This is a genomic window from Stenotrophomonas sp. P5_A8 (assembly GCF_056400545.1).
Window position 1 is genome coordinate 1 of record NZ_JBFULB010000016.1, and the last position, 21049, is coordinate 21049.

Sequence of the window (21049 nt, forward strand, 5' to 3'; positions counted from 1 at the left end):
GTGGTGGTCTCTTCGGAGACGCCCTTCCAGTCCTTGACCACGCGCGCCCAGTAACCCGGACGCTCCTTGGCCACGCGCTTGAGCAGGTCCTTGATGACCTGTTCTTCGTGCGAGGCGGCTTTTTCGTTGACCCAGTCGCTGCCGTTTTCCAGCTCGTAGCCCTTGTGGATCAGCAGGGTGACGTCGCCGCCGTCATCGACCACCAGTTCCGGGCCGGTCAGGGTGCCGTCGGGCAGGGTGAAGGTCAGTGCGTCCAGGGTGCAGTCCCAGTACTCCTCCAGCGACTCGCCCTTCCAGGCGAACACGGGGGTGCCCGAGGCGGCGATTGCCGCGGCGGCGTGGTCCTGGGTCGAGAAGATGTTGCAGGACGCCCAACGCACGTCGGCGCCGATGTCCTTCAGGGTCTCGATCAGCACGGCGGTCTGGATGGTCATGTGCAGCGAACCGGTCACGCGCACGCCCTTCAGCGGCAGGGTGGCGGCGTGCTTGCGGCGGATCGACATCAGACCCGGCATCTCGTGCTCGGCGATGTCCAGTTCCTTGCGGCCCCAGTCGGCGAGCTTGATATCGGCAATCTTGTAATCACCTTCGGTGGAGAAGGTCTTGGCAACAGCATTCATTCGTAAGCTCCGGTAGTGACGAGTCATGCTCGTCAAGCGAGATGTCGGCAACCAGACACCCGCATGACAGCACAACTCGCAATCGCCGGGCGCCGTTGGAACAATCCTGGCCACCGAGCCTGGCCGGCCGGACAGGGTCCGGAACGGTCGCAGCGCCCCTCGGTGGAGGGCCGCCCAGTATATCGCGGCCCGCTGCATTGGCATGAATCGGCAGCCGCCCCCAACCAACGGCAGGGGGGCGATCTGCGCCCGGCTGTTAAGGTCCGGGGTTTGCATCAGCATAGGGATCGAAGATGACACGCAATGATCGTCGGCGCCGCGCGCGCTGGAGCAGCCTGCTCGTGGGCATGGCGCTGTTGGCGGTTGCGCCGCTGGCACTGGCGGCACCGGCTGGCAAGACCTCCGCCTCGCAGGTGGTCGCGGCCAAGGGCGAGCAGGGCTACGAACTGCCCTCGGCCGCGCTGCAGGCGGTGGTCGATGCCCCGCGTGCACCGACCCTGAGCCTGTCGCCGCGCCGCGATATCGCCGCGATGCTGCAGACCCCCTCGCTGCCGTCCATCGCCGAGGTGGCCCAGCCGGAGCTGAAGCTGGCCGGGCTGCGCATCAACCCGGCCACCCACGCCTTCAGCCGTTTCAGCTTCGGCAACAAGCTGTGGTTGATGAACGTGGCCGACGGCAAGGAGCGCCAGATCACCGGCCTGCCGCAGCCGTTGTCGATCGCCACGCTGGCGTGGTCGCCGGACCAGCAGTACCTGGCCTTCAACCAGGTGCATGCGGCCAGCGGAGCCAACGAACTGTGGATCGTCGATGTCGCCGCCGGCGCCGCGCGCAGGCTGGTGGCCGATCTGAACACCGTCCTCGGCGATGGCTACAGCTGGCTGCCCAACAGCCGCGGGCTGCTGGTGATGCAGCAGCTCAAAGGCCAGGGCCCGGCGCCAGCGGCCGGGGGCATCCCGGCCGGTCCGGCGATCCAGCAGACCGAGGCCGATGCCGGGGTCCGCTCGATCCGCACCTACCAGGACCTGCTCAAGAACGAAGCCGATGCGCGCCTGTTCGATTACTACGCCAGCGCGCAGCCGGCGCGGATCGCCCTCAACGGGGTGGCCACGCCGCTGTCCACCGCCGGCGTCTACCTGGACGTGAGCGTCTCGCCCGATGGCCGCCATATGCTGGCCGAGCGCGTGCTGCGTCCGTATTCCTACCTGGTGCCGGCCGACGACTTCCCGCGCCGTATCGAAGTGCTGTCCGCCGCCGATGGCAAGCTTGAGCACACGGTCAGCACGCTGCCGCTGGTGGAAGGCCTGCCGACCGGCAACGACGCGGTGCCCACCGGCGTGCGCGACATCGGCTGGCGCGCCGACGCCCCGGCGACGCTGGTCTGGGCCGAAGCGCAGGACGGCGGTGACCCCAACCGCGAGGCCAGGGTGCGCGATGCGGTGATGATGCAGTCGGCACCGTTCGAGACACCGCCGGTGACCCTGGCCCAGCTGGGCAGCCGCTACGCCGGCATCCAGTGGGGGCGTGGCGACCTGGCCCTGCTCAACGAATCGTGGTGGAAGAACCGCGAAGTGAAGCAGTGGCGGATCGCCCCGGACCAGCCCGACGTTGCGCCGGAGCTGCTGTCCTCGCGCTCCTCGCAGGACCGCTACAGCGATCCAGGCAAGCCGGGCATGGTGCGCGACGTCAACGGTCGCTCGCGCCTGCAGATCACCGCCGATGGCCGCAGCATCTTCCTGTATGGGCAGGGTGCCTCGCCCGAAGGCGACCGTCCGTTCGTGGATCGCCTCGACCTCACCAGCAAGCAGACCACGCGCCTGTTCCACTCGCAGGCCCCGGGCTACGCGGTGCCGCAGGCGCTGCTCGACCAGGAAGGCACCTCCCTGCTGCTGACCCGCGAGTCGCCCGACGAGCCGTCCAACTTCTACGTGCAGTCGCTGGCCGATGCCAACACCGCGCCGAGGGCGCTGACCCGCTTCGAACACCCGCTGCCGCAGCTGCGTGGGGTGAGCAAGGAGCAGATCCGCTACAAGCGCAACGACGGCGTCGACCTGACCGCCACGCTGATGCTGCCGCCGGGCTACAACGCGAAGAAGGACGGCCCGCTGCCGCTGCTGATGTGGGCCTACCCGGGCGAGTTCAAGACCGCTGCCGCGGCCAGCCAGGTCACCGATTCGCCGTACCGCTTCAACGCGATCAGTTACTGGGGCCCGCAGGCGTTCCTGGCCAAGGGCTATGCGGTGCTGGTCAGCCCGTCGATGCCGATCATCGGCGAAGGCGACAAGGAGCCCAACGACACCTACCTGCCGCAGCTGATCGCCAACGCCGAGGCGGCGGTGGATGAAGTGGTGCGGCGGGGCGTGACCGACCGCGAGCACATCGCCATCGGCGGCCATTCCTACGGTGCGTTCATGACCGCCAACCTGCTCGCGCATACCCGCCTGTTCAAGGCGGGCATTGCCCGCAGCGGCGCCTACAACCGCACGCTCACTCCGTTCGGTTTCCAGGCCGAGGAACGCAATTACTGGCAGGCGCAGGACGTCTACCAGAAGATGGCGCCGTTCAACTACGCCGACAAGATCAAGGACCCGATCCTCTTCATCCACGGCGTGGACGACAACAACTCCGGCACCTTCCCGATCCAGAGCGAGCGCATGTTCGCCGCGGTCAAGGGCCTGGGCGGGACCGCGCGGCTGGTGATGCTGCCCAACGAATCGCACGCCTACCGCGCACGCGAATCGATCATGACCATGCTGGCCGAGAGCGAGCGCTGGCTGGAACAGACCGTCGGTCCGGGCAAGCCGATCAAGAAGCAGCGCTGAAAGAAAACCGATAGGTACCGGCCGTTGGCCGGTACCAGAAATGATCGGCACCTTCCGCCCACCGGCCCGCTTCCCGCGATCGGTAGTGCCGGCCGCTGGCCGGCTCCACGTGATGTCCAACACTGCGTGGAGCCGGCCAGCGGCCGGCACTACCAGATGTAACTATTTGCGCGACGCAGCATTGACTCCGTTGTGGGTTAGGCTTGAGTGGATTCCGTTCCCGAGGCCAGTGCGTCGCAGATGAACGAGTACCGTAGCAGCATCGTGTTTGCCACTCCCGATATTCCCCTGCGCGACGACGTACGCCGACTTGGCGCACTCGTCGGCGACCTGCTTGCCGAGCAGGTGTCCACGCAGTTCTTCGATGATGTGGAACAGGTGCGTACGCGCGCCATCGCCCGCCGCGAAAGCGACGCCCCCTTGTCCGATCTCAACGATGCGCTCACCGGCCTGCCGCCGGCGCGCGCCGAAGCGATGGTGCGTGCCTTCAGCACCTATTTCCAGGTGGTCAACATCGCCGAGCGCGTGCATCGCATCCGCCGCCGCCGTGACTACCAGCGCGCCGGTACCGCCGCACCGCAGCCGGATGGCTTGCAGGACGCGCTGGTCAAGCTCAAGGCGCAGGGCGTCACGCTGGAGGAGCTGGCGCAGTGGTTGCCGCGCATCGACATCGAGCCGGTGTTCACCGCACACCCCACCGAGGCGGTACGCCGCGCGCTGCTGGAAAAAGAGCAGCTGATGGTCGCCAGCCTGGTCGACAACCTCGACGGCCAGCGCACGCCCGGTGAAGCGGCCGCCGATGCCGCACGCTTCCGCATGGCCCTCACTGCCTCCTGGCAGACCACCGATTCCTCGCCGGTACGGCCGACGGTGGATGACGAACGCGAGCACGTCGGCTTCTACCTGGTGCAGGTGCTGTACCGGGTGATTCCGGTGTTGTACGAATCGCTGCAGCAGGCCCTGCTGGATACCTACGGGCAGGACCTGCCGCTGCCACGGCTGCTGCGCTTCGGCACGTGGGTGGGCGGGGACATGGACGGCAACCCGAACGTGGATGCCGGCACCATCCGCAACACGCTCGATGCGCAGCGCCAAGCCGTACTGGGCCGCTACCAGAAGGACCTGCTGCAGTTGGCCAGCCTGCTCAGCCAGTCCACCGAGCGGATCGCAGTCAGCGATGCATTGCAGGCGCGCGTCGCGCATTACGAACAGCTGCTGCCGCAGGTGAGGTCGCGCCCGCGGCATGCCGACATGCCGTACCGCCTGCTCAACGACCGCATGCGCGCGCGCGTGCAGGCCACCCTCGACGATGCCGACGGCGCCTACGCCTGCCCGGAGGAACTCGAGCAGGACATCGAGCTGATCCTGGCCAGCCTGCATGCCAACAAGGGCGACCATGCCGGTGGCTTCGCGGTGCGCCGCCTGCTGTGGCGGGTACGTACCTTCGGTTTCCACCTGGCGCGGCTGGACGTGCGCCAGGAGTCCAGCGTGCATGGCCGCGCGCTGGCCAGCGTGCTCGACGGACAGGACGCCTGGGACGCCGCCGATGCGGTCACCCGCGCGGCGCGCCTTGCCCCGTTCGCCAGCGGCGAGCAGGCCCTGCCGGCCAGCAGCGAAGCGGGCGGGCAGCGTCTGGATGCGGTGTTCGCCGCACTGGCCGACGCACGCCGCCGCCACGGTGCCGACGCGCTGGGCAGCTACATCATCTCGATGGCGCACGATCGCAGCGACGTGCTCGCCGTGCTTGCACTGGCGCGCCGCGGCGGGCTGGTGGATGACGGTGGCGCGGTGCCGCTGGATATCGCCCCGCTGTTTGAAACCGTGGACGATCTCGGCCGCGGCACCGATACCCTGCGCGACCTGCTTGCCGACCCCGTGTACCGGGCGCACCTGACCGCACGCGGCGATGTGCAGATGGTGATGCTGGGCTATTCGGACAGCGGCAAGGATGGCGGCATCGCCGCCTCGCGCTGGGGCCTGCAGCGGGCGCAGGTGGAACTGCTCGAGGTGGCGGCCGAGAGCGGTATCCGCCTGACCTTCTTCCATGGCCGTGGCGGGTCGATCAGCCGCGGCGGTGGCAAGACCACCCACGCGGTGGATGCCTCGCCGCGCGGCAGCATCGACGGGCGCCTGCGCGTGACCGAGCAGGGCGAAGTGATCCACCGCAAGTACGGCATCCGCGCGCTGGCGCTGCGCTCGCTGGAGCAGTCCACCGGTGCGGTGCTGCGCTCCAGCCTGCGCCCGCGCGCACCGGAGCCGCGCGAGGAACAGTGGCGCCCGGTGATGGATCTGATCGCACAGAAGAGTGCGGATGCGTACCGCGCCTTCGTCGGGCAGAAAGACTTCATGCAGTACTTCCGCCACGCCACCCCGATCGATGTGATCGAGCGGATGACGCTGGGCTCGCGCCCCTCGCGCCGACTGGGCGAAGATGCGGCGTTGTCCAACCTGCGTGCCATTCCGTGGGTGTTCGCCTGGAGCCAGGCGCGCGCGGTGATCCCCGGCTGGTACGGCGTGGGCAGTGGACTGCAGGCCGCGATCGAGGCCGGGCACGCCGCGACGCTGAAGGAGATGGCGCGCGACTGGCCGTTCTTCAGCACCTTCCTGGACGACATCGCGATGGTCCTGTCCAAGGGCGATCTCACCATCGCCGAGCAGTTCTCGCGCTTGTCGGGTGGGCTGCATGACACGTTCTTCCCGCAGATCCAGCGCGAGCTGGACCTGACCGCCACGCAGATCCTGGCGCTGACCGGGCAGGACGAACTGCTGCAGCACGACCAGCGGCTGGCGCTCTCGATCCGGCTGCGCAATCCCTACATCGATCCGATCAGCGTGCTGCAGGTGGACCTGTTGCGGCGCTGGCGCGAGAGCGGGGGCGAAGATGACGACGTGCTGCGCGCGCTGGTGGCGTGCGTCAACGGCGTATCGCAGGGGGTACAGAACACCGGGTGATTCCCACCCTGGGTCTGTGGTCGGTCACCGGTAGTGCCGGCCGTTGGCCGGCTTCCTCCATCGCTGGGTAAGCGCACGATGTTGCAATGCGCGTGTGCCATGGATTGCCCAAGTGATTCCAGCATCGTGCAGCGCCGGCCAAGGGACGGCACAACCGGGTTACTCCGGGGACGGCGGGTTGGACGCCAGCAGCTCCAGGTGGCGCTGCTCCATTTCCTCGCGCAGCTGGCGGCGGATCAATGCGGCCGCGTGCCGGCGGCGTTCGTCGCTGGTTTCCATCTGCAGCGGCGGCACGGGCGTGGGCTTGCCGTCCTCGTCCACCGCCACCATGGTGAAAAAGCAGCTGTTGGCATGGCGCACGCTGCGCTTGAGGATGTCCTCGGCGACCACCTTGACCCCGATTTCCATCGAGGACGTACCGGTGTAATTGACCGAGGCCAGGAAGGTGACCAGCTCGCCGACCGCGATCGGCTGGCGGAACATCACCTGGTCCACCGACAGGGTGACCACGTAGCGCCCGGCATAACGGCTGGCGCAGGCATAGGCGACCTGGTCCAGCAGGCGCAGCACCGCGCCCCCGTGGACCTTGCCGGAGAAATTGGCCATCTCCGGCGACATCAGCACGGTCATGGACAGCTGGTTGGATTTGAATTCGGGCATGGCGGCAGTGTAGCGCCGGTTGCCCGCCCGGTAGAGCCGACCGTTGGTCGGCTGGGCGGGGTGCCCAAACGACGACGGGCCGCTTTCGCGGCCCGTCGTTTATTTCGATCAAAGGCAGCCGACCAACGGTCGGCTCTACCGATTGATTATTTCAACTTCGCATCTGCACGCAGAGCGGCGGCGCGGTCGGTCTTCTCCCAGGAGAAGGCGGTCGCGTTGACGGTTTCGCCGGCAGCGTTGAGGTAGCTGAAGTCCTTCGGCTTGCGGCCGAAGTGACCGTAGGCGGCGGTCTGCTGGTACATCGGGTGGATCAGGTCCAGCATCTTGATGATGCCGTACGGGCGCAGGTCGAAATGCTTGCGGATCAGCTTTTCGATCTTGTCATCGCTGATCTTGCCGGTGCCGAAGGTGGTGACCGAGATCGAGGTCGGCTCGGCCACGCCGATGGCGTAGGAGACCTGCACTTCGCAGCGGTCGGCCAGGCCGGCGGCCACGACGTTCTTGGCGACGTAGCGGGCAGCGTAAGCGGCCGAACGGTCGACCTTGGACGGATCCTTGCCCGAGAACGCGCCGCCACCGTGACGGGCCCAGCCGCCGTAGGTGTCGACGATGATCTTGCGGCCGGTCAGGCCGCAGTCGCCCACCGGGCCACCGATCTCGAACTTGCCGGTCGGGTTGATGTGGAACTTGGTGCCCTTGTGCAGCCACTTGGCCGGCAGCACCGGCTTGATGATCTCTTCGCGGACGGCCTCGATCAGGTCCTTCTGCTTCACGCCCGGGGCGTGCTGGGTGGACAGCACCACCGCGTCGATGGCCGAGACCACGCCGTTTTCATAGCGCAGGGTGACCTGGCTCTTGGCATCCGGGCGCAGCCAGGACAGCGGCGAGTTCTTCTTCTTGCGGACCTTGGCCTGCTGCTCGACCAGGCGGTGCGCCAGATGGATCGCGGCCGGCATGTAGCTGTCGGTCTCGTTGGTGGCATAGCCGAACATCAGGCCCTGGTCGCCAGCGCCCATTTCTTCGGGCTTCTTGCGGTCAACGCCCTGGGCGATGTGCGGGGACTGCTTGCCGATCAGGTTCAGCACGCCGCAGGTCGCGCCGTCGAAGCCGACGTCGGAGCTGTCATAGCCGATGTCCAGGATCACCTTGCGGGTCAAGGCTTCCAGGTCGATCCAGGCGCTGGTGGTGATTTCACCGGCCACGATCGCCACGCCGGTCTTGACCATGGTCTCGCAGGCCACGCGGCCCCGCGGGTCCTGGGACAGGATCGCGTCCAGCACCGCATCGGAGATCTGGTCGGCAATCTTGTCCGGATGGCCTTCGGAGACCGATTCGGAGGTGAACAGGTAGCTGGACATCAGGCGTAATATCCTTTGATTCGGATGGAAAGATGGGCGCGAATGATACACGGCAACCCGCGCCGTTGCATTGTGCGTCAGCACAGGTTGTCCCAGGTTAAGCCCGTGTGCCCGTCGCAGGGCCCGTTGTGACGGTATTGGGGTCCAGCGTCACCGCCCAGTGTTCCACCTGCGTGACAGTGGACCCTCGCCGCGGCTGCGCTGCGCGACAGCAGGGCCGGTCATCCCGCTGTCGTCAAACCGCCATCGGCCTGCAGTGGGACAGGCGCAGGCTTCGGCGCATCCGGCCGCCGGGCCTGGGGGGAGCACGCCATGCAGCAGCAGACGCAGTGCGACGCGAACGTTGGCAGGAGCGCGGTGGCGCGGCTGGCGCCGCATCGCCGCGCGGTATTCCTCTCCGATGTCCACCTGGGGTCGCGGCACTGCCATGCCGCCGAGCTGGCGCGGTTCCTGGCCGGCCTGCGCTGCGCGCGCCTGTACCTGGTAGGCGACATCATCGACCTGTGGTGGATAGCGCATCGCCGAGCTACCTGGCGACCGGCCCACGGCGAGGTGATCCAGGCGCTGCACGCGCTGCGCGCTGCGGGGACCGAAATCATCTACATCCCTGGCAACCATGATGCATCGCTGCGCAAGGTCTGCGGGTTGATGCTGCCGGCCATGCAGGTGCGCCGACGTGCCATCCACGTCACCGCCGATGGCCGCCGGCTGTTGGTGGCCCACGGTGACGACTACGACGGCGTCACCCACTTTGGTGGCCTGCAGGAGCAATTCGGCGACTGGCTCTATTACCGCATTCTCACTGGCAACCACCTGCTCAATGCCGTGCGCCGACGGCTCGGGTGGCGCTACTGGTCGTTGTCCGAATTCCTCAAGAAGCGCAGCAGCGCGGCCGAGCGGTACATCGAGCGCTTCGTGCAGGCCGGGCTGGACGATGTGCGCCGCCGCGGACTGGACGGCATTGTCTGCGGGCATATCCATCGTGCGGCGCTGGTCGAGCGCGACGGGTTGGTTTACGCCAACGACGGCGACTGGGTGGAAAGCCTCACTGCGCTGGCCGAGGACCCCGACGGCAGCCTGCGGCTGCTGGACCATACCGGTCACACGCTGGCGCAGCTGCCCGCTGCAACGCGGCTGCCCGAGGTGGCCTGACCGCTCCGCATGGGTCGGCCCGGCTGCTAGCATCGGCCGATGGACTCCTTTACCCAGATCGTATTGGGCGGCGCGGTCGCCGCCGTCATCGCCCCCGCCGGCCACCGCCGCGCTGCCCTGCTGGCCGGTGCCGCGCTCGGCACGCTGCCCGACCTGGATGCCCTGCTGCTCGGCTTCACCACCGCCGACCCGGTGGCGCTGATGACCGAACACCGCAGCTACAGTCACTCGCTGTTGGTGCTGCCGTGGGTGGCCGCGCTGATCTGGTGGCTGTTCAAACGCTTCGGCCATGGTCGGGTCGCGCAGGCGCCCGGACGCTGGTTCTGGGCGATCCTGCTGGCCTTGGTCACCCACCCCCTGCTGGATGCGTTCACCGTCTACGGTACTCAGCTGTGGTGGCCGTTCACCCCGCATCCGACGATGTGGTCCAGCGTGTTCATCATCGATCCGCTGTATACCGTGTGGCTGTTGATCGGCTGCGCGGTGGCGTGGTTCGCGCGCAGCCGCCCGATCGCACAGAAGGCGCTGGTCGCCGGGCTGGTCCTGAGCAGTGGCTACCTCGGCGGGTCGCTGCTGGCCAAGTACACCGTCGAACGCGAGGCCGATCGCGCACTGACCGCGATGGGCCTGGGCGATGCGCCGCGCTTTTCGGCGGCCACGCCGTTCAATACGCTGTTGTGGCAGGTGGTGGCCATGACCCCCAGCGGCTATGTGATCGGCGAGCGTTCGCTGGTGGCCGACCGGGGTCCCATGACCTTCAAGGGCTATCCCTCCAACGTGCAGGCGCTGCGCCAGGCCGAGGTTGCCGGCCTTCCGGCCGTGGCACGGTTGAACTGGTTCAATCGCGGCTTCATGCGTGCCCGGGTGGTCGATGGCCAGCTGCAGGTGAGCGACCTGCGCATGGGACTGGAGCCCGATTACACCTTCACCTTTGCCGTGGCTCGTGCAGACGGTGACGGCTGGTCGGCGATCCCTGTCAGGCAGTTGCGCCCCGTCTATGAAAGCGAGGAGGGCAAGGCGCAGCTCAAACGCCGGTTCGCCGGCCTGTGGCAACGCATCTGGACCGCACCCGGCACCGTCGATCCGGCCAGCGCGGACGCCATGCCGGGGTCGACGCGCTGACTGCTCTCCTCGCGCTGCGCAGCAACGCAGGTGCCGTACCCGGCCCGATCAACTGCCGATCGGGGGCGGGACTCAATACACCGTGGCACGTGCCTGCACGAACGAGAAGAAGAACACCGCGTTCGGATCGTTTTGCACCAGGCTGAACTCGCGACGCATGCCCGCCACGGTGTCCTGGTCGACCAGGCCCGCGTCCAGCAGTGCATCGGCAGCGGAGAGCAGCAGCTGTTCCCAGAACGCGATCATGGTCTTGCGCCGGGCCGGCTCGCGGTTGTCCAGGTGGATGGTCTTGATCTCGGTATGCACGTCGCGGAAGCCACCGGCCAGCAGCAGATTGCCGAGCTTGGCGCCGACGAACGGATCGCCACCATGGTCGTACTGGAAATCGTTGAAGGCCATCCAGTAGCGCCAGATGTGCGGCGAATACGGGTCGAGCAGGAAGGAGGCGTTCATCACCTCGGTGATGTACACGGGCGAGCCCGGGGCCAGCACGCGGCGTACCTCGCTGAGCACGCGCGCCGGTGACGGCACGTGTTCCAGCACCCAGCACAGGAACGCCGAATCGAACTCGCGCGCACCGAACGGCAGGTTGCCGGCGTCGGCCTGCAGCAGGGTGTAGCGCTCGCTGCACCAGGGCGTTTTTTCCAGGTTGCCGCGGGCGGTGGCCAGCTGCGACTCGCTCAGGTCCACGCCGGTGACGTGCAGTTCGGGGAAGCGGCGCAGCAGGATCTCGGTCTGCGCGCCGACGCCGCTGCCCACCTCCAGCAGGCGCTGCGCGCCGCTGTAGTCGATGCCGCTGAAGATGCTCGATTCGAACAGGCGGGCCTGGGTCATCAGGCGTTGCTGCTCGGTGCTGGAGAAGCCGTGCAGATAGGTCGGGGCGGCGATCGGCGGGGTCATGGGGGCAGGCTCAGGCGGCGGAGGACAACGGAACGCCGGCGGCGAGGGCGTTGAAGTAATCGGTGGTGAGGGCGATCTGGCTGGCGGGATCGTCGGCGCGGTTGACCACCGCACGGAAGGCGGCGTTTTCCGGTCGGTCCTTGGCGTACCAGCCCAGGTGCTTGCGCGCGATGCGCACGCCCTGGGGTTCGCCGTAGAAGTCGTGCAGCGCCTGCAGGTGGCCGAGCAGCAGGTCGCGCACCTCGATGAGCGAGGGCGGGGCGAGCAGTTCGCCGGTGGCCAGGTAGTGCGCCACCTCGCGGAAGATCCACGGGCGGCCCTGCGCGGCGCGGCCGATCATCACCGCATCCACCCCGGTCGCCGCCAACACGTGCGCGGCCTTCTGCGGCGAGTCGATGTCGCCGTTGGCGATCACCGGGATGCGCAGGGCGGCCTTGATCGCGCCGATGGTCTCGTACTCGGCGCTGCCGGTGTAATGCTGGTCGCGGGTGCGCCCGTGCACGGCCAGCGCGGCGATGCCGCTGTCTTCGGCGATATGCGCGATGCGCGGGCCGTTGCGATGGTCGCAGTCCCAGCCGGTACGGATCTTCAGCGTGACCGGCACATCCACCGCCTGCACCACGGCGGCAAGGATGCGCGCGACCAGGTCTTCATCACGCATCAGTGCCGAGCCAGCCCAGGCATTGCAGACCTTCTTGGCCGGGCACCCCATGTTGATGTCGATGATCTGGGCGCCGTGGTCGACGTTGTAGCGCGCCGCCTCGGCCAGTTGCTGTGGTTCGGTGCCGGCGATCTGCACGCTGATCGGGTCCGGCTCACCGGCATGGTCCATGCGGTGGATCGACTTGCGGGTGTTCCAGAAGCGCGGGTCGGAAATGGTCATCTCCGAGGCAGCCAGGCCCGCGCCCAGCCGTTTGCACAGCAGGCGGAACGGCTTGTCGGTGACACCGGCCATCGGCGCCAGCACCACGTTGGGCTGGATGTTGTAGGGACCAATCTGCATGTGCGCATTGTAGTGCCGGCCGCTGGCCGGCAACCGGGCAAATGCCGGAGATCCGGAGGCGTGTTCAGGCCGATCCGGAAGGGACTGATGCGCTCAGGTCATGAGCATATGCTTGACGATTGCTTCCCCCGCCCCCAGCGCGCGGCGATGGTGGTGGGTTGCCGGGCCGGCATTACAGGGTGGCCCAGGCATAGGCGGTGCCGGCGGCGGCCAGCAGCATCCAGGCAGGGGTCTGGATCATGTCGTGCGTCGTCCGTGAGCGGGGCACCCATGGTCGAGCGGCGGCGGCACCGGGGCAATGCCGGTAGCGGCCATCCGCTGGCAGTTTCCGGCCGCAGCGCCGGTGGCCTGCGACGCCGGGGCGCACATGAAAAAGCCGGCGCTGGGCGCCGGCTTGATCGTTACCGCGCAGCGCGAGCCGGTCAGGCCGTTGCAGCGTCCTTGGGGGTGAAGTGCGGCATCGCCACGGCGGCGCCTTCCTTCTCGGTGGAGCGACCGGCGAACTGGTTGGCAAAGCGCACGTGGCGGATGAAGGCCGCGTCCGGGTCCTGCGCGATGGACGCGCACAGGGCACCGTTGAAGGCATCGCCGGCACCGGTGGTATCGAGCACCTGCACCTGTTCAGCGCCGACGCGGTAGTACGGCTGGGCATCGCCGCGCTGGTTTTCTTCTGCGTGGGAGACGAACACGCCCACCGAGCCCAGCGTCACCACCACCGTGCCATTGCCGACCAGCTTGCGGCACAGCGCATGCAGGCTGGCGCCGTCGAGGGCGGCCACATCGTTGGCATCCACGCGCTCGCCGACGTGGCGGCCGAGCAGGGCGGCGAACTCGGTTTCATTGGGGGTCAGCACGTCGGCCAGCTTGAGCAGGCCGATGCTGGACGGAGCGTCGGCCGGGGCCGCGTTGAGCACGGTGGTGACACCGGCCTCGCGGGCGATGGCCAGCGCCGCCTCAATGGTTTCCACCGGCGATTCCAGCTGCGCCAGCACCACCTTGGCACCGCCCAGCAGCGCGCGCTGGGCCTGCACGAAGTCCAGGCTCAGCGCGGCGTTGGCGCCGGGGCCGATCACGATGGTGTTGCGGCCGCGCGCGTCCACATAGATGCCGCCGGTGCCGGTCGGCTCGCTGCTGGCCTCGGCGGTCAGGTCGAAGCCGTCCTGCTCGGCCAGGCCACGCGCCATCGCGCCGCCGGCGTCATCGCCCAGGGCGCACAGGAAGGTGGTCGACGCACCCGCGCGGCGTGCCGCCACGGCCTGGTTGAAGCCCTTGCCGCCGGGACCGGTGCTGTAGCGCCCGGCGATGGTCGCGCCCGGGGCCGGGAGCGATTCGCAACGCCAGACATGGTCCACATTGAAAGAACCGACAACGACGACAGTGTTACTCATAAAGACTGTTTCTCAGGAAGCGGATATCAGCTGAAATGCGTCAGCACGCCGGCGATGGTCGCCGTCATGAAGGTGGCAATGGTACCGCCGAGCACCGCACGCAGGCCGAACTTGGCCAGATCGTGGCGACGCTCGGGGGCCAGGCCACCAATACCACCGATCTGGATCGCGATGGAGCTGAAGTTGGCAAAACCGCACAGCGCGTAGGTGGCGATCAGGCGACCCTCGGAAGACAGGCTCACGCCCGGCACCTGGCCGTTCACGATTTTGGACAGCTCCGAGTACGCCACGAATTCGTTGATGACCACCTTCTGGCCGATCAGCGAACCCACGGTGGTGGCATCGGCCCACGGCGTACCGATCACCCAGGCGATCGGGGCAAGCACGTAGCCGAAGAGGGTCGACAGGTCGGTCGGGCGACCGATCATGGCCTGCAGGCCGCTGATTTCACCCAGCCAGGTCAGTGGCGCGTTGAGCAGGGCGATCAGGGCGATGAAGGCCAGCAGCATCGCACCGATGTTCAGCGCCAGCTTGAGGCCGTCACCGGCACCGGCCGCCGCCGCGTCGATGATGTTGCTGGAGGTCTTCTCCACGTCCATCTTGACCGTGCCACGGGTCAGCGGCGTGCCGGTTTCGGGCACCAGCAGCTTGGCTACCACCAGGGTCGCCGGGGCGGCCATGATGCTGGCAGCCAGCAGATGCTTGGCGTAGAAGGCCTGCTGCACCGGATCGTTGCCGCCGAGCATGCCCACGTAGGCGGCCAGCACGCCACCGGCGATGTGCGCCATGCCGCCGATCATCATCGTGATCAGTTCGGACTGGGTCATCTTGGCGATGTACGGACGCACCGTCAGCGGCGCCTCGGTCTGGCCGATGAAGACGCTGGCGCAGACGCTGGTGGTTTCTGCACCGGATACGCGCATGATCTTGGTGATCGCCCAGGCCATGCCGCGCACGATCGCCTGCATGACATTGAGGTGGTACATCACCCCCATCAGCGCCGAGAAGAAGATGATCGTCGGCAGCACCTGGAAGGCGAAGATGAAACCGAACTGTTCGGTGTTCATCAGGCTGCCGAAGATGAAGCCGGAGCCTTCATTGACGAAGCTGAGGATCTTGACGAAGCCCTTGCCCAGCGCATCGAACACGTCGCGGCCACCGGGCACCAGCAGCACCACCGCCGCAAAAGCGATCTGCAGCGTGATACCGGTCACCACCAGACGCCAGTCAACGGCGCGCTTGTTGTTCGAGAACAGCCAGGCGATGCCGATAAGCACTGCCAACCCGAACAGGCCGAAGCCAATCCTGCCCAAACCTTCGACCATGAGACTTCCCTTGGGGGTGCGGCGAAAAACGGGAAGCCTATAGCGGTGGCAGGGGCGGAGCAAGGAAAAGCGGCGTCCACGGGCCGATCGGCCGTGATCGGGCAAGTATCCATAAGGGTTTGCACGCCCCGGCGGCTACACTGAGGGCCATCGTTCCGGCCCGGATGCGGGCCTGCAGCAGAGGAGAATTCCATGCAATACCGGCGTCTTGGTTCCACCGGCCTGAAGGTGTCGGCCCTGTCCTTCGGGGCCTGGGTCACCTTTGGCGACCAGATCGGCCGCGATGAGGCCCGCAACCTGATCGCCAGCGCCTGGGACCACGGAATCAACTTCTTCGACAATGCCGAGGGCTACGCCCGCGGCCGCGCCGAGCAGGTAATGGGCGATGTGATCGCCGACCTGCGCCTGCCGCGCGACGGTTTCTGCGTGTCCAGCAAGGTGTTCTTCGGGGCGGTCGATAACCCGGGGCCGACCCAGCACGGGTTGTCGCGCAAGCACGTCACCGACGCCTGCCATGCCGCGCTCAAGCGCCTGCGGGTGGATTACCTGGACCTGTACTACTGCCACCGCCCGGATCCGGACACCCCCATCGCCGAGACCGTGCTGGCGATGGACACCCTGATCCGCCAGGGCAAGGTGCTGTACTGGGGCACCTCGGAATGGTCGGCCGCACAGATCCAGGAAGCGGTGGCCATCGCCCGTGCCCACCACCTGCACCTGCCCTCGATGGAGCAGCCGCAGTACAACCTGCTGCACCGCGAGCGCGTGGAGCAGGAATATGTGCCGCTGTACGCCGACCCGGGGCTGGGCACCACGATCTGGTCGCCGCTGGCCTCGGGCCTGCTGACCGGCAAGTACAACGACGGCGTGGACGCGCAGTCGCGGCTGGGCCAGGGCCAGCTGGCCTGGCTCAAGGAGCAGGTGCTCGGCGATGCTGCCGGCAGCCGCCTGGACCGGGTGCGACGCTACACCGCGCTGGCCGCCAGCCTGGGCCTGTCGCCGGCGCAGCTGGCCATCGCCTGGTGCCTGCGCAACCCCAACGTCTCCAGTGTGATCCTCGGCGCCAGCCGGGTGGGGCAGCTGGAAGAGAACCTGGGGGCGCTGGCCGTTCTTGAGCAGGTCGATGACGCGACGTGGCAGCAGGTCGACGCGATTTTTGCCTGACCGGCGCGTACACGCGCGCGGGGGACAAGGTAGAGCCGAGCCATGCTCGGCTGGGCCCCCCAGGAAGCTGCCGGGCTGCGGGATCTACCAGGAATGCAGCCGAGCATGGCTCGGCTCTACCGGGCGGCGGGCGCTTCTTGGGCGCCTTTGATTGATGAGGTCAATCGAAATTGAGAAATCAATCATCAATTCCATCAATGAAGTTGAGAATGGTTGTTGATTGTCAACTGAGAATCATTATCATTTAACTCGTCCCTCGCACGAGTCCAGACGATGAACACTCAAGCTGCTGTACTGCTGCGCCCCGAAACGCTGACCCTCCGCGACCGTCCGGTCCGCGTGGTCCCGCCCGAAGAAGTGATCGACAGCGAAGCCCTGCTCAAGGGCCGCCGCGAAATCCTGATCCAGCACGGCGACCGCTTCTATCGCCTTCGCCATACCAGCAACGACAAGCTCATTCTGACCAAGTAGCGCCCGCCGCTGGCCGACTGTTGGCTGCCCCACCGGCCGCCTGCGCTTCCGGTGCTTGTCCAGGCAGGCCCGCTCCTCCCCCCGGGCCTGCCGTTGCCCACCGCTCTCTCCCCCTCGACGTTTCGCCTGCGGCCTCGGTCGCCGGCGTCGGTCGGGGGTCTCCTTCCGCGTCCAGCCGATTCCCGCCCATCCATGAAGATCCGCCCCAATGCCCTGAGCGCCGCCCTGTGGCTGGCGTTGCCGATGGCCGCCAATGCCGCTGCATCCGCCGCTGCCGATGCCGCGCCCGACGCGCGTGAGTTCGACCGTGTGCAGGTCACCGCCACGCGCACCGAGCGTGCGCTGAGCGATGTGGCCGCCACGGTCGATGTGATCGACCGCGAGCAGCTCGACGACCACCTGGTCCGCGACATCAAGGATCTGGTGCGCTACGAGCCAGGTATTTCGGTGACCAGCAGCCCGGCTCGCTTCGGGCTGGGCGGCTTCCGCATCCGCGGCCTGGACGGCAACCGCGTGCTGATCCAGACCGACGGCATCGCCCTGCCCAAGGCGTTCGCCATCGGCAGCTTCTCCGATGCCAACCGCGACTTCACCGATCTGGAAACGCTCAAGCGGGTCGAGATCGTGCGCGGTCCGGCCAGCGCGCTGTATGGTTCTGACGCGCTCGGCGGCGTGGTCGCTTTCGTCACCAAGGACCCGGCCGATTACCTCAAGGACGGCAAGGACAGTTACGTCGGCCTGAAGTTCGGCTACGACGGCCAGTGGAAGGGCTTGTACGGCGGGGTCACCACCGCCTTCGGCGGCGACCGCTGGAGCGGCATGGTCAACGTCAACCATCGCCAGGGCCAGGAAACCGACAGCAAGGGCGACGTGCGCAGCGACAACAGCACCCGCACCGCCGCCAACCCGCAGGACCGCGATGGCCGCAGCCTGCTCGGCAAGCTGGTGTTCGCGCCCAGCGAGGACCAGCGCTTCACGCTGACCGTGGAAGGGAACGAAGACAGCGTGGACACCAACGTGCTGTCGTCCGTCGCCCCGGCCACGGGCGCGCCGCCGTCGGCCACCACCACCACCGCGATGAAGGCGCACGACCACCAGACCCGCGCCCGCGTGTCGTTCGCCCATGAAATGGACAACCTCGGCCAGGCCTTCGCGGACGACCTGTCCTGGCAGGTCTATCGCCAGGACAGCGAGACCACCCAGCGCACGATCGAGAATCGTGGCCGCGGTGCGAACGCCAGCCTGCGCGATCGCACGTTCAATTTCGACCAGCGCGTGTACGGCCTGCAGGCGGTGTTGCACAAGGGCCTGCAGACCGGCACGGTCGAGCACGACCTGACCTACGGCTTCGAAGGCACCTGGACCGACACCCAGCAGAAGCGCGACGGCTACCAGGTATCGGCCAACGGCACGGTCAGCAGGACGATCCTGCCTGACACCTTCCCGGTCCGCGATTTCCCGATCAGCAAAACCACCGAGCTGGGCCTGTACGTGCAGGATGAAATGCGTTTCGCCGACGGCCGCGTCTCGCTGGTACCGGGCGTGCGCGTGGACCACTACGAACTGCGCCCGGACGTGGACGGCATCTTCGGCACCGACAATCCCGGCGTGGCCGTGTCCGACCTGACCAAGACCAGCGTGTCGCCGAAGCTGGGCATGGTGTGGCGCTTGGCTGACCAGTGGTCGCTGTTTGCCGGCTACGCGCATGGGTTCCGCTCGCCGCCGTACAACGACGTCAACCTGGGTTTCACCAATGTGATGTTCGGCTACACCGCCATCCCCAACCCCGACCTGAAGCCGGAAACCAGCGATGGCCTTGAACTGGGCGTGCGCTTCGTCAATACGGCGGCATACGTCAGCGTCAGCGGCTACTACAACGACTACAAGGACTTCATCGAGTCCCAGCGCCAGGTGGGTGTCAACCGCCAGGGCCTGATCGTGTTCCAGTCGCAGAACGTGGCCGATGCGCAGATCTACGGTGCCGAGCTGAAGGCCGGCGTCGACATCGGCAAGCTCACCAGCGCGCTGGAAGGCTGGTCGTTGAACAGCGCGGTGGCGTGGTCACGCGGCCAGAACAAGACCGAAGACGTGCCGCTGGAATCGATCGATCCGCTGCGTGGCACCGTCGGCATCGCCTTTGACCGCGCTACCTGGGGCGTGGAACTGGCCGGCACCTTCGCCAAGCGCAAGGACCGCCTGCCGCCGCCCACCGGCACCAGTCCGCCCTTCGCGCCGGCCGGTTACGGCGTCCTCGACCTGATGGCGCACTGGGCGTTCGCCGCCGGGGCCAAACTCAACGTGGGCGTGTTCAACCTCGGCGACCGCCGCTACATCGACTACTCGGCGATCACCTCGGCGCTGGCCACCAACAGCACCGTGATCGACCGCTTCACCAACCCCGGCCGCACCGTGTCGGCCAATATCTCCGTGAGCTGGTAGCCCTATGAGCCGCGCCCTGTCCGCCATGCGATCGACCGACCGGGCGCTGCATCCCGGCCGCCTTCCCACCGCGCGACAGCTGGCGTCGCTGGGCACCGTGCTGTGCCTGTACCGCCCGGACAGCAGCGAGCTGGGTGGCTGGAAGCACGCGGTGTCCGCGCACGCCTGCCAAGGCATGGACAGCGAGGGCATCCGCGAGAGCCTGTGCTTCGCCGACGCGCGCGGCCGCTGCTGCTGGCGCCTGTACCTGCTGCCGGACAGCGACTTCCTGGCCTGGGATCGATTGGTGTCGGCGTTCCCGGCGCGACCGGAGCCGGTCAATGACGGCGGCGTTGCCGAGCGCCTGTGGCGTCGCCTGGCTACGCGCTTGGGCGGCGAGCCGTGGCGGATGTGCGCCTTGCGCCTGCACGTCGGCGACGGCCAGGGCCTGTCGGCCAGCCTGGCCTCGCTGTCGTCGCTGGGCGCCACCGCCGCGCGGCGCATCGCCCACGTGGAAGGCGCCGATGGCGAGCTGTGGATCGACGCGTGTTGCTGCGCCTCGGCAGCACGCGTGCCACCGCTGCGCGAGCACGGCAGCGCCATGCCCCTGGTCCGGCTGTAACCGAACGAAGAAGGACCGCCTCCGGCCACCGATGGCCGAACGTCTTGCCACCTCCTGAAGGAAACCTTGAGATGAAACTCCAGACAGCCAGTGCGTGGCTGCTGCTTGCCAGCAGCGGCGTCGTCCACGCCCAGCCCTCCGATGTGCAGCGCGACCACGACAGCATTGTGGCGATGAAGGGCGAATACGTGGTCGACTTCGCCTTCGATGAAACCGTGCTGCTCAAGCCGGGCTACGAGCGCGCGCCGGCCGTTCGCAGCGGCGGCAACGAGGTGGTGATCGTGGTCGAGGACACGCCGAAGCGGGTCGTGCTGCAGCACCTGCTGGTAGACCCCAAGAGCGGCCACGTCACCAAGCACTGGCGGCAGGATTGGGTGTACGAAGCACCGAACCGTTTCGAGTTCAGTGCCGACCAGACCTGGCAGGTACGCGCCATTCCGGCGGCGGTCAACGCCGGTGCATGGACGCAGTGCGTGTACGAAGTCAGTGATGCGCCGCGTTACTGCGGCACAGGCAAGTGGGACTACCGCAACAACGTGGCAACCTGGACCAGCGACCTCAGCTGGCGTCCGCTGCCGCGCCGCGAGTACACCCGCCGCAGCGACTACAACGCGCTGGCCGTGGTCAACCGGCACACGTTGACGCCCAATGGCTGGACCCACGAACAGTTCAACACCAAGATCCTGCGCGGCGCCGACGGCAGCCAGCAGGAGATCGCGCGCGAGTTCGGTTTCAATGACTACAACAAAACCACCGAGGTCGATTTCAAGCCCGCCTACGACTACTGGGCGGCAACGTCGGGCTACTGGGCCAAGGTGCGCCAGCGTTGGGACGGTTTCCTCGGCCAGGCCCCGGGCGTGCACCTGAAGACCACGCTGGACGGGATGGCGATGATCATGCCGCTGTTCACCCAGGCGCAGGACATCCAGGACGGCAAGAAGGTCAAAGACGCGCAGATCGACACGGTGTTCAAACAGTGGGTGGAAAACGCACCGGCCACCACCGCGCGGTAGAGCCGAGCCATGCTCGGCTGCTCTTCTTCGAGCAATGCCAGGGCGTCCGACGCAAGAGGAGC

The 21049-nt window shown here is 67.4% G+C and carries 16 protein-coding genes and 1 riboswitch; of the genes, 9 read left to right on the forward strand and 7 right to left on the reverse strand.

Annotated elements, in window-relative coordinates:
* Positions 1–620 (reverse strand): adenosylhomocysteinase (locus AC1DQP_RS02380; RefSeq protein WP_478051037.1); only part of this gene is annotated, 620 nt, incomplete at its 3' end.
* A gap of 80 nt (positions 621–700) precedes the next feature.
* Positions 701–787: riboswitch (S-adenosyl-L-homocysteine riboswitch) on the reverse strand.
* Between the two features lie 126 nt (positions 788–913).
* On the opposite strand from AC1DQP_RS02380, the gene AC1DQP_RS02385 reads away from it, so the two are divergent.
* Together AC1DQP_RS02385 and ppc are read left to right on the forward strand one after the other, a co-directional pair.
* Positions 914–3439 (forward strand): S9 family peptidase, encoded by a 2526-nt coding sequence (locus AC1DQP_RS02385; protein ID WP_478051038.1) that lies wholly within the window; start codon positions 914–916, stop codon positions 3437–3439.
* 240 nt (positions 3440–3679) lie between these two features.
* Positions 3680–6391 (forward strand): phosphoenolpyruvate carboxylase, encoded by a 2712-nt coding sequence (gene ppc / locus AC1DQP_RS02390; protein WP_457318130.1) that lies wholly within the window; start codon positions 3680–3682, stop codon positions 6389–6391.
* A gap of 159 nt (positions 6392–6550) precedes the next feature.
* Here the strand turns inward: ppc and AC1DQP_RS02395 are convergent, their stop codons facing one another.
* Both AC1DQP_RS02395 and metK read right to left on the reverse strand, forming a co-directional pair.
* Entirely contained in the window at positions 6551–7051 is a 501-nt protein-coding gene (locus tag AC1DQP_RS02395; RefSeq protein WP_457318129.1) for an acyl-CoA thioesterase, read from the reverse strand.
* 146 nt (positions 7052–7197) lie between these two features.
* Entirely contained in the window at positions 7198–8409 is a 1212-nt protein-coding gene (gene metK / locus AC1DQP_RS02400) for a methionine adenosyltransferase (protein WP_256774929.1), read from the reverse strand.
* A gap of 312 nt (positions 8410–8721) precedes the next feature.
* On the opposite strand from metK, the gene AC1DQP_RS02405 reads away from it, so the two are divergent.
* Both AC1DQP_RS02405 and AC1DQP_RS02410 read left to right on the forward strand, forming a co-directional pair.
* Entirely contained in the window at positions 8722–9561 is an 840-nt protein-coding gene (locus tag AC1DQP_RS02405) for a UDP-2,3-diacylglucosamine diphosphatase (protein WP_457318128.1), read from the forward strand.
* A 39-nt stretch (positions 9562–9600) separates the two neighbouring features.
* Positions 9601–10683 (forward strand): metal-dependent hydrolase, encoded by a 1083-nt coding sequence (locus AC1DQP_RS02410; protein ID WP_457318127.1) that lies wholly within the window; start codon positions 9601–9603, stop codon positions 10681–10683.
* A 72-nt stretch (positions 10684–10755) separates the two neighbouring features.
* Here the strand turns inward: AC1DQP_RS02410 and AC1DQP_RS02415 are convergent, their stop codons facing one another.
* The 4 genes from AC1DQP_RS02415 to AC1DQP_RS02430 form a co-directional block, all read right to left on the reverse strand.
* Positions 10756–11583, reverse strand: coding sequence for a class I SAM-dependent methyltransferase (locus AC1DQP_RS02415; protein WP_256774932.1), 828 nt, complete (start codon positions 11581–11583; stop codon positions 10756–10758).
* A gap of 10 nt (positions 11584–11593) precedes the next feature.
* Entirely contained in the window at positions 11594–12586 is a 993-nt protein-coding gene (dusB, locus tag AC1DQP_RS02420; RefSeq protein WP_256774933.1) for a tRNA dihydrouridine synthase DusB, read from the reverse strand.
* 422 nt (positions 12587–13008) lie between these two features.
* Positions 13009–13974, reverse strand: a complete 966-nt coding sequence (locus tag AC1DQP_RS02425; protein ID WP_256774934.1) for a ribokinase — start codon at positions 13972–13974, stop codon at positions 13009–13011.
* A gap of 26 nt (positions 13975–14000) precedes the next feature.
* Complete coding sequence (locus AC1DQP_RS02430) at positions 14001–15299, reverse strand: NupC/NupG family nucleoside CNT transporter (protein ID WP_457318125.1); 1299 nt, start codon at positions 15297–15299, stop codon at positions 14001–14003.
* A gap of 192 nt (positions 15300–15491) precedes the next feature.
* On the opposite strand from AC1DQP_RS02430, the gene AC1DQP_RS02435 reads away from it, so the two are divergent.
* From AC1DQP_RS02435 to AC1DQP_RS02455, 5 genes are all read left to right on the forward strand, one after another.
* Complete coding sequence (locus AC1DQP_RS02435) at positions 15492–16463, forward strand: potassium channel beta subunit family protein (RefSeq protein WP_457318124.1); 972 nt, start codon at positions 15492–15494, stop codon at positions 16461–16463.
* 273 nt (positions 16464–16736) lie between these two features.
* A complete protein-coding gene (gene hemP / locus AC1DQP_RS02440; protein WP_019182448.1) occupies positions 16737–16934 on the forward strand; it encodes a hemin uptake protein HemP in 198 nt (65 codons plus the stop codon).
* Positions 16935–17126: 192 nt separating this feature from the next.
* Positions 17127–19373, forward strand: a complete 2247-nt coding sequence (locus AC1DQP_RS02445; protein WP_457318123.1) for a TonB-dependent hemoglobin/transferrin/lactoferrin family receptor — start codon at positions 17127–17129, stop codon at positions 19371–19373.
* A gap of 4 nt (positions 19374–19377) precedes the next feature.
* On the forward strand, positions 19378–19974 hold the full coding sequence (locus AC1DQP_RS02450; protein WP_256774937.1) for a ChuX/HutX family heme-like substrate-binding protein: 597 nt from the start codon (positions 19378–19380) through the stop codon (positions 19972–19974).
* A 71-nt stretch (positions 19975–20045) separates the two neighbouring features.
* Entirely contained in the window at positions 20046–20987 is a 942-nt protein-coding gene (locus tag AC1DQP_RS02455; RefSeq protein WP_256774938.1) for a DUF6607 family protein, read from the forward strand.
* Positions 20988–21049: the final 62 nt, after the last annotated feature.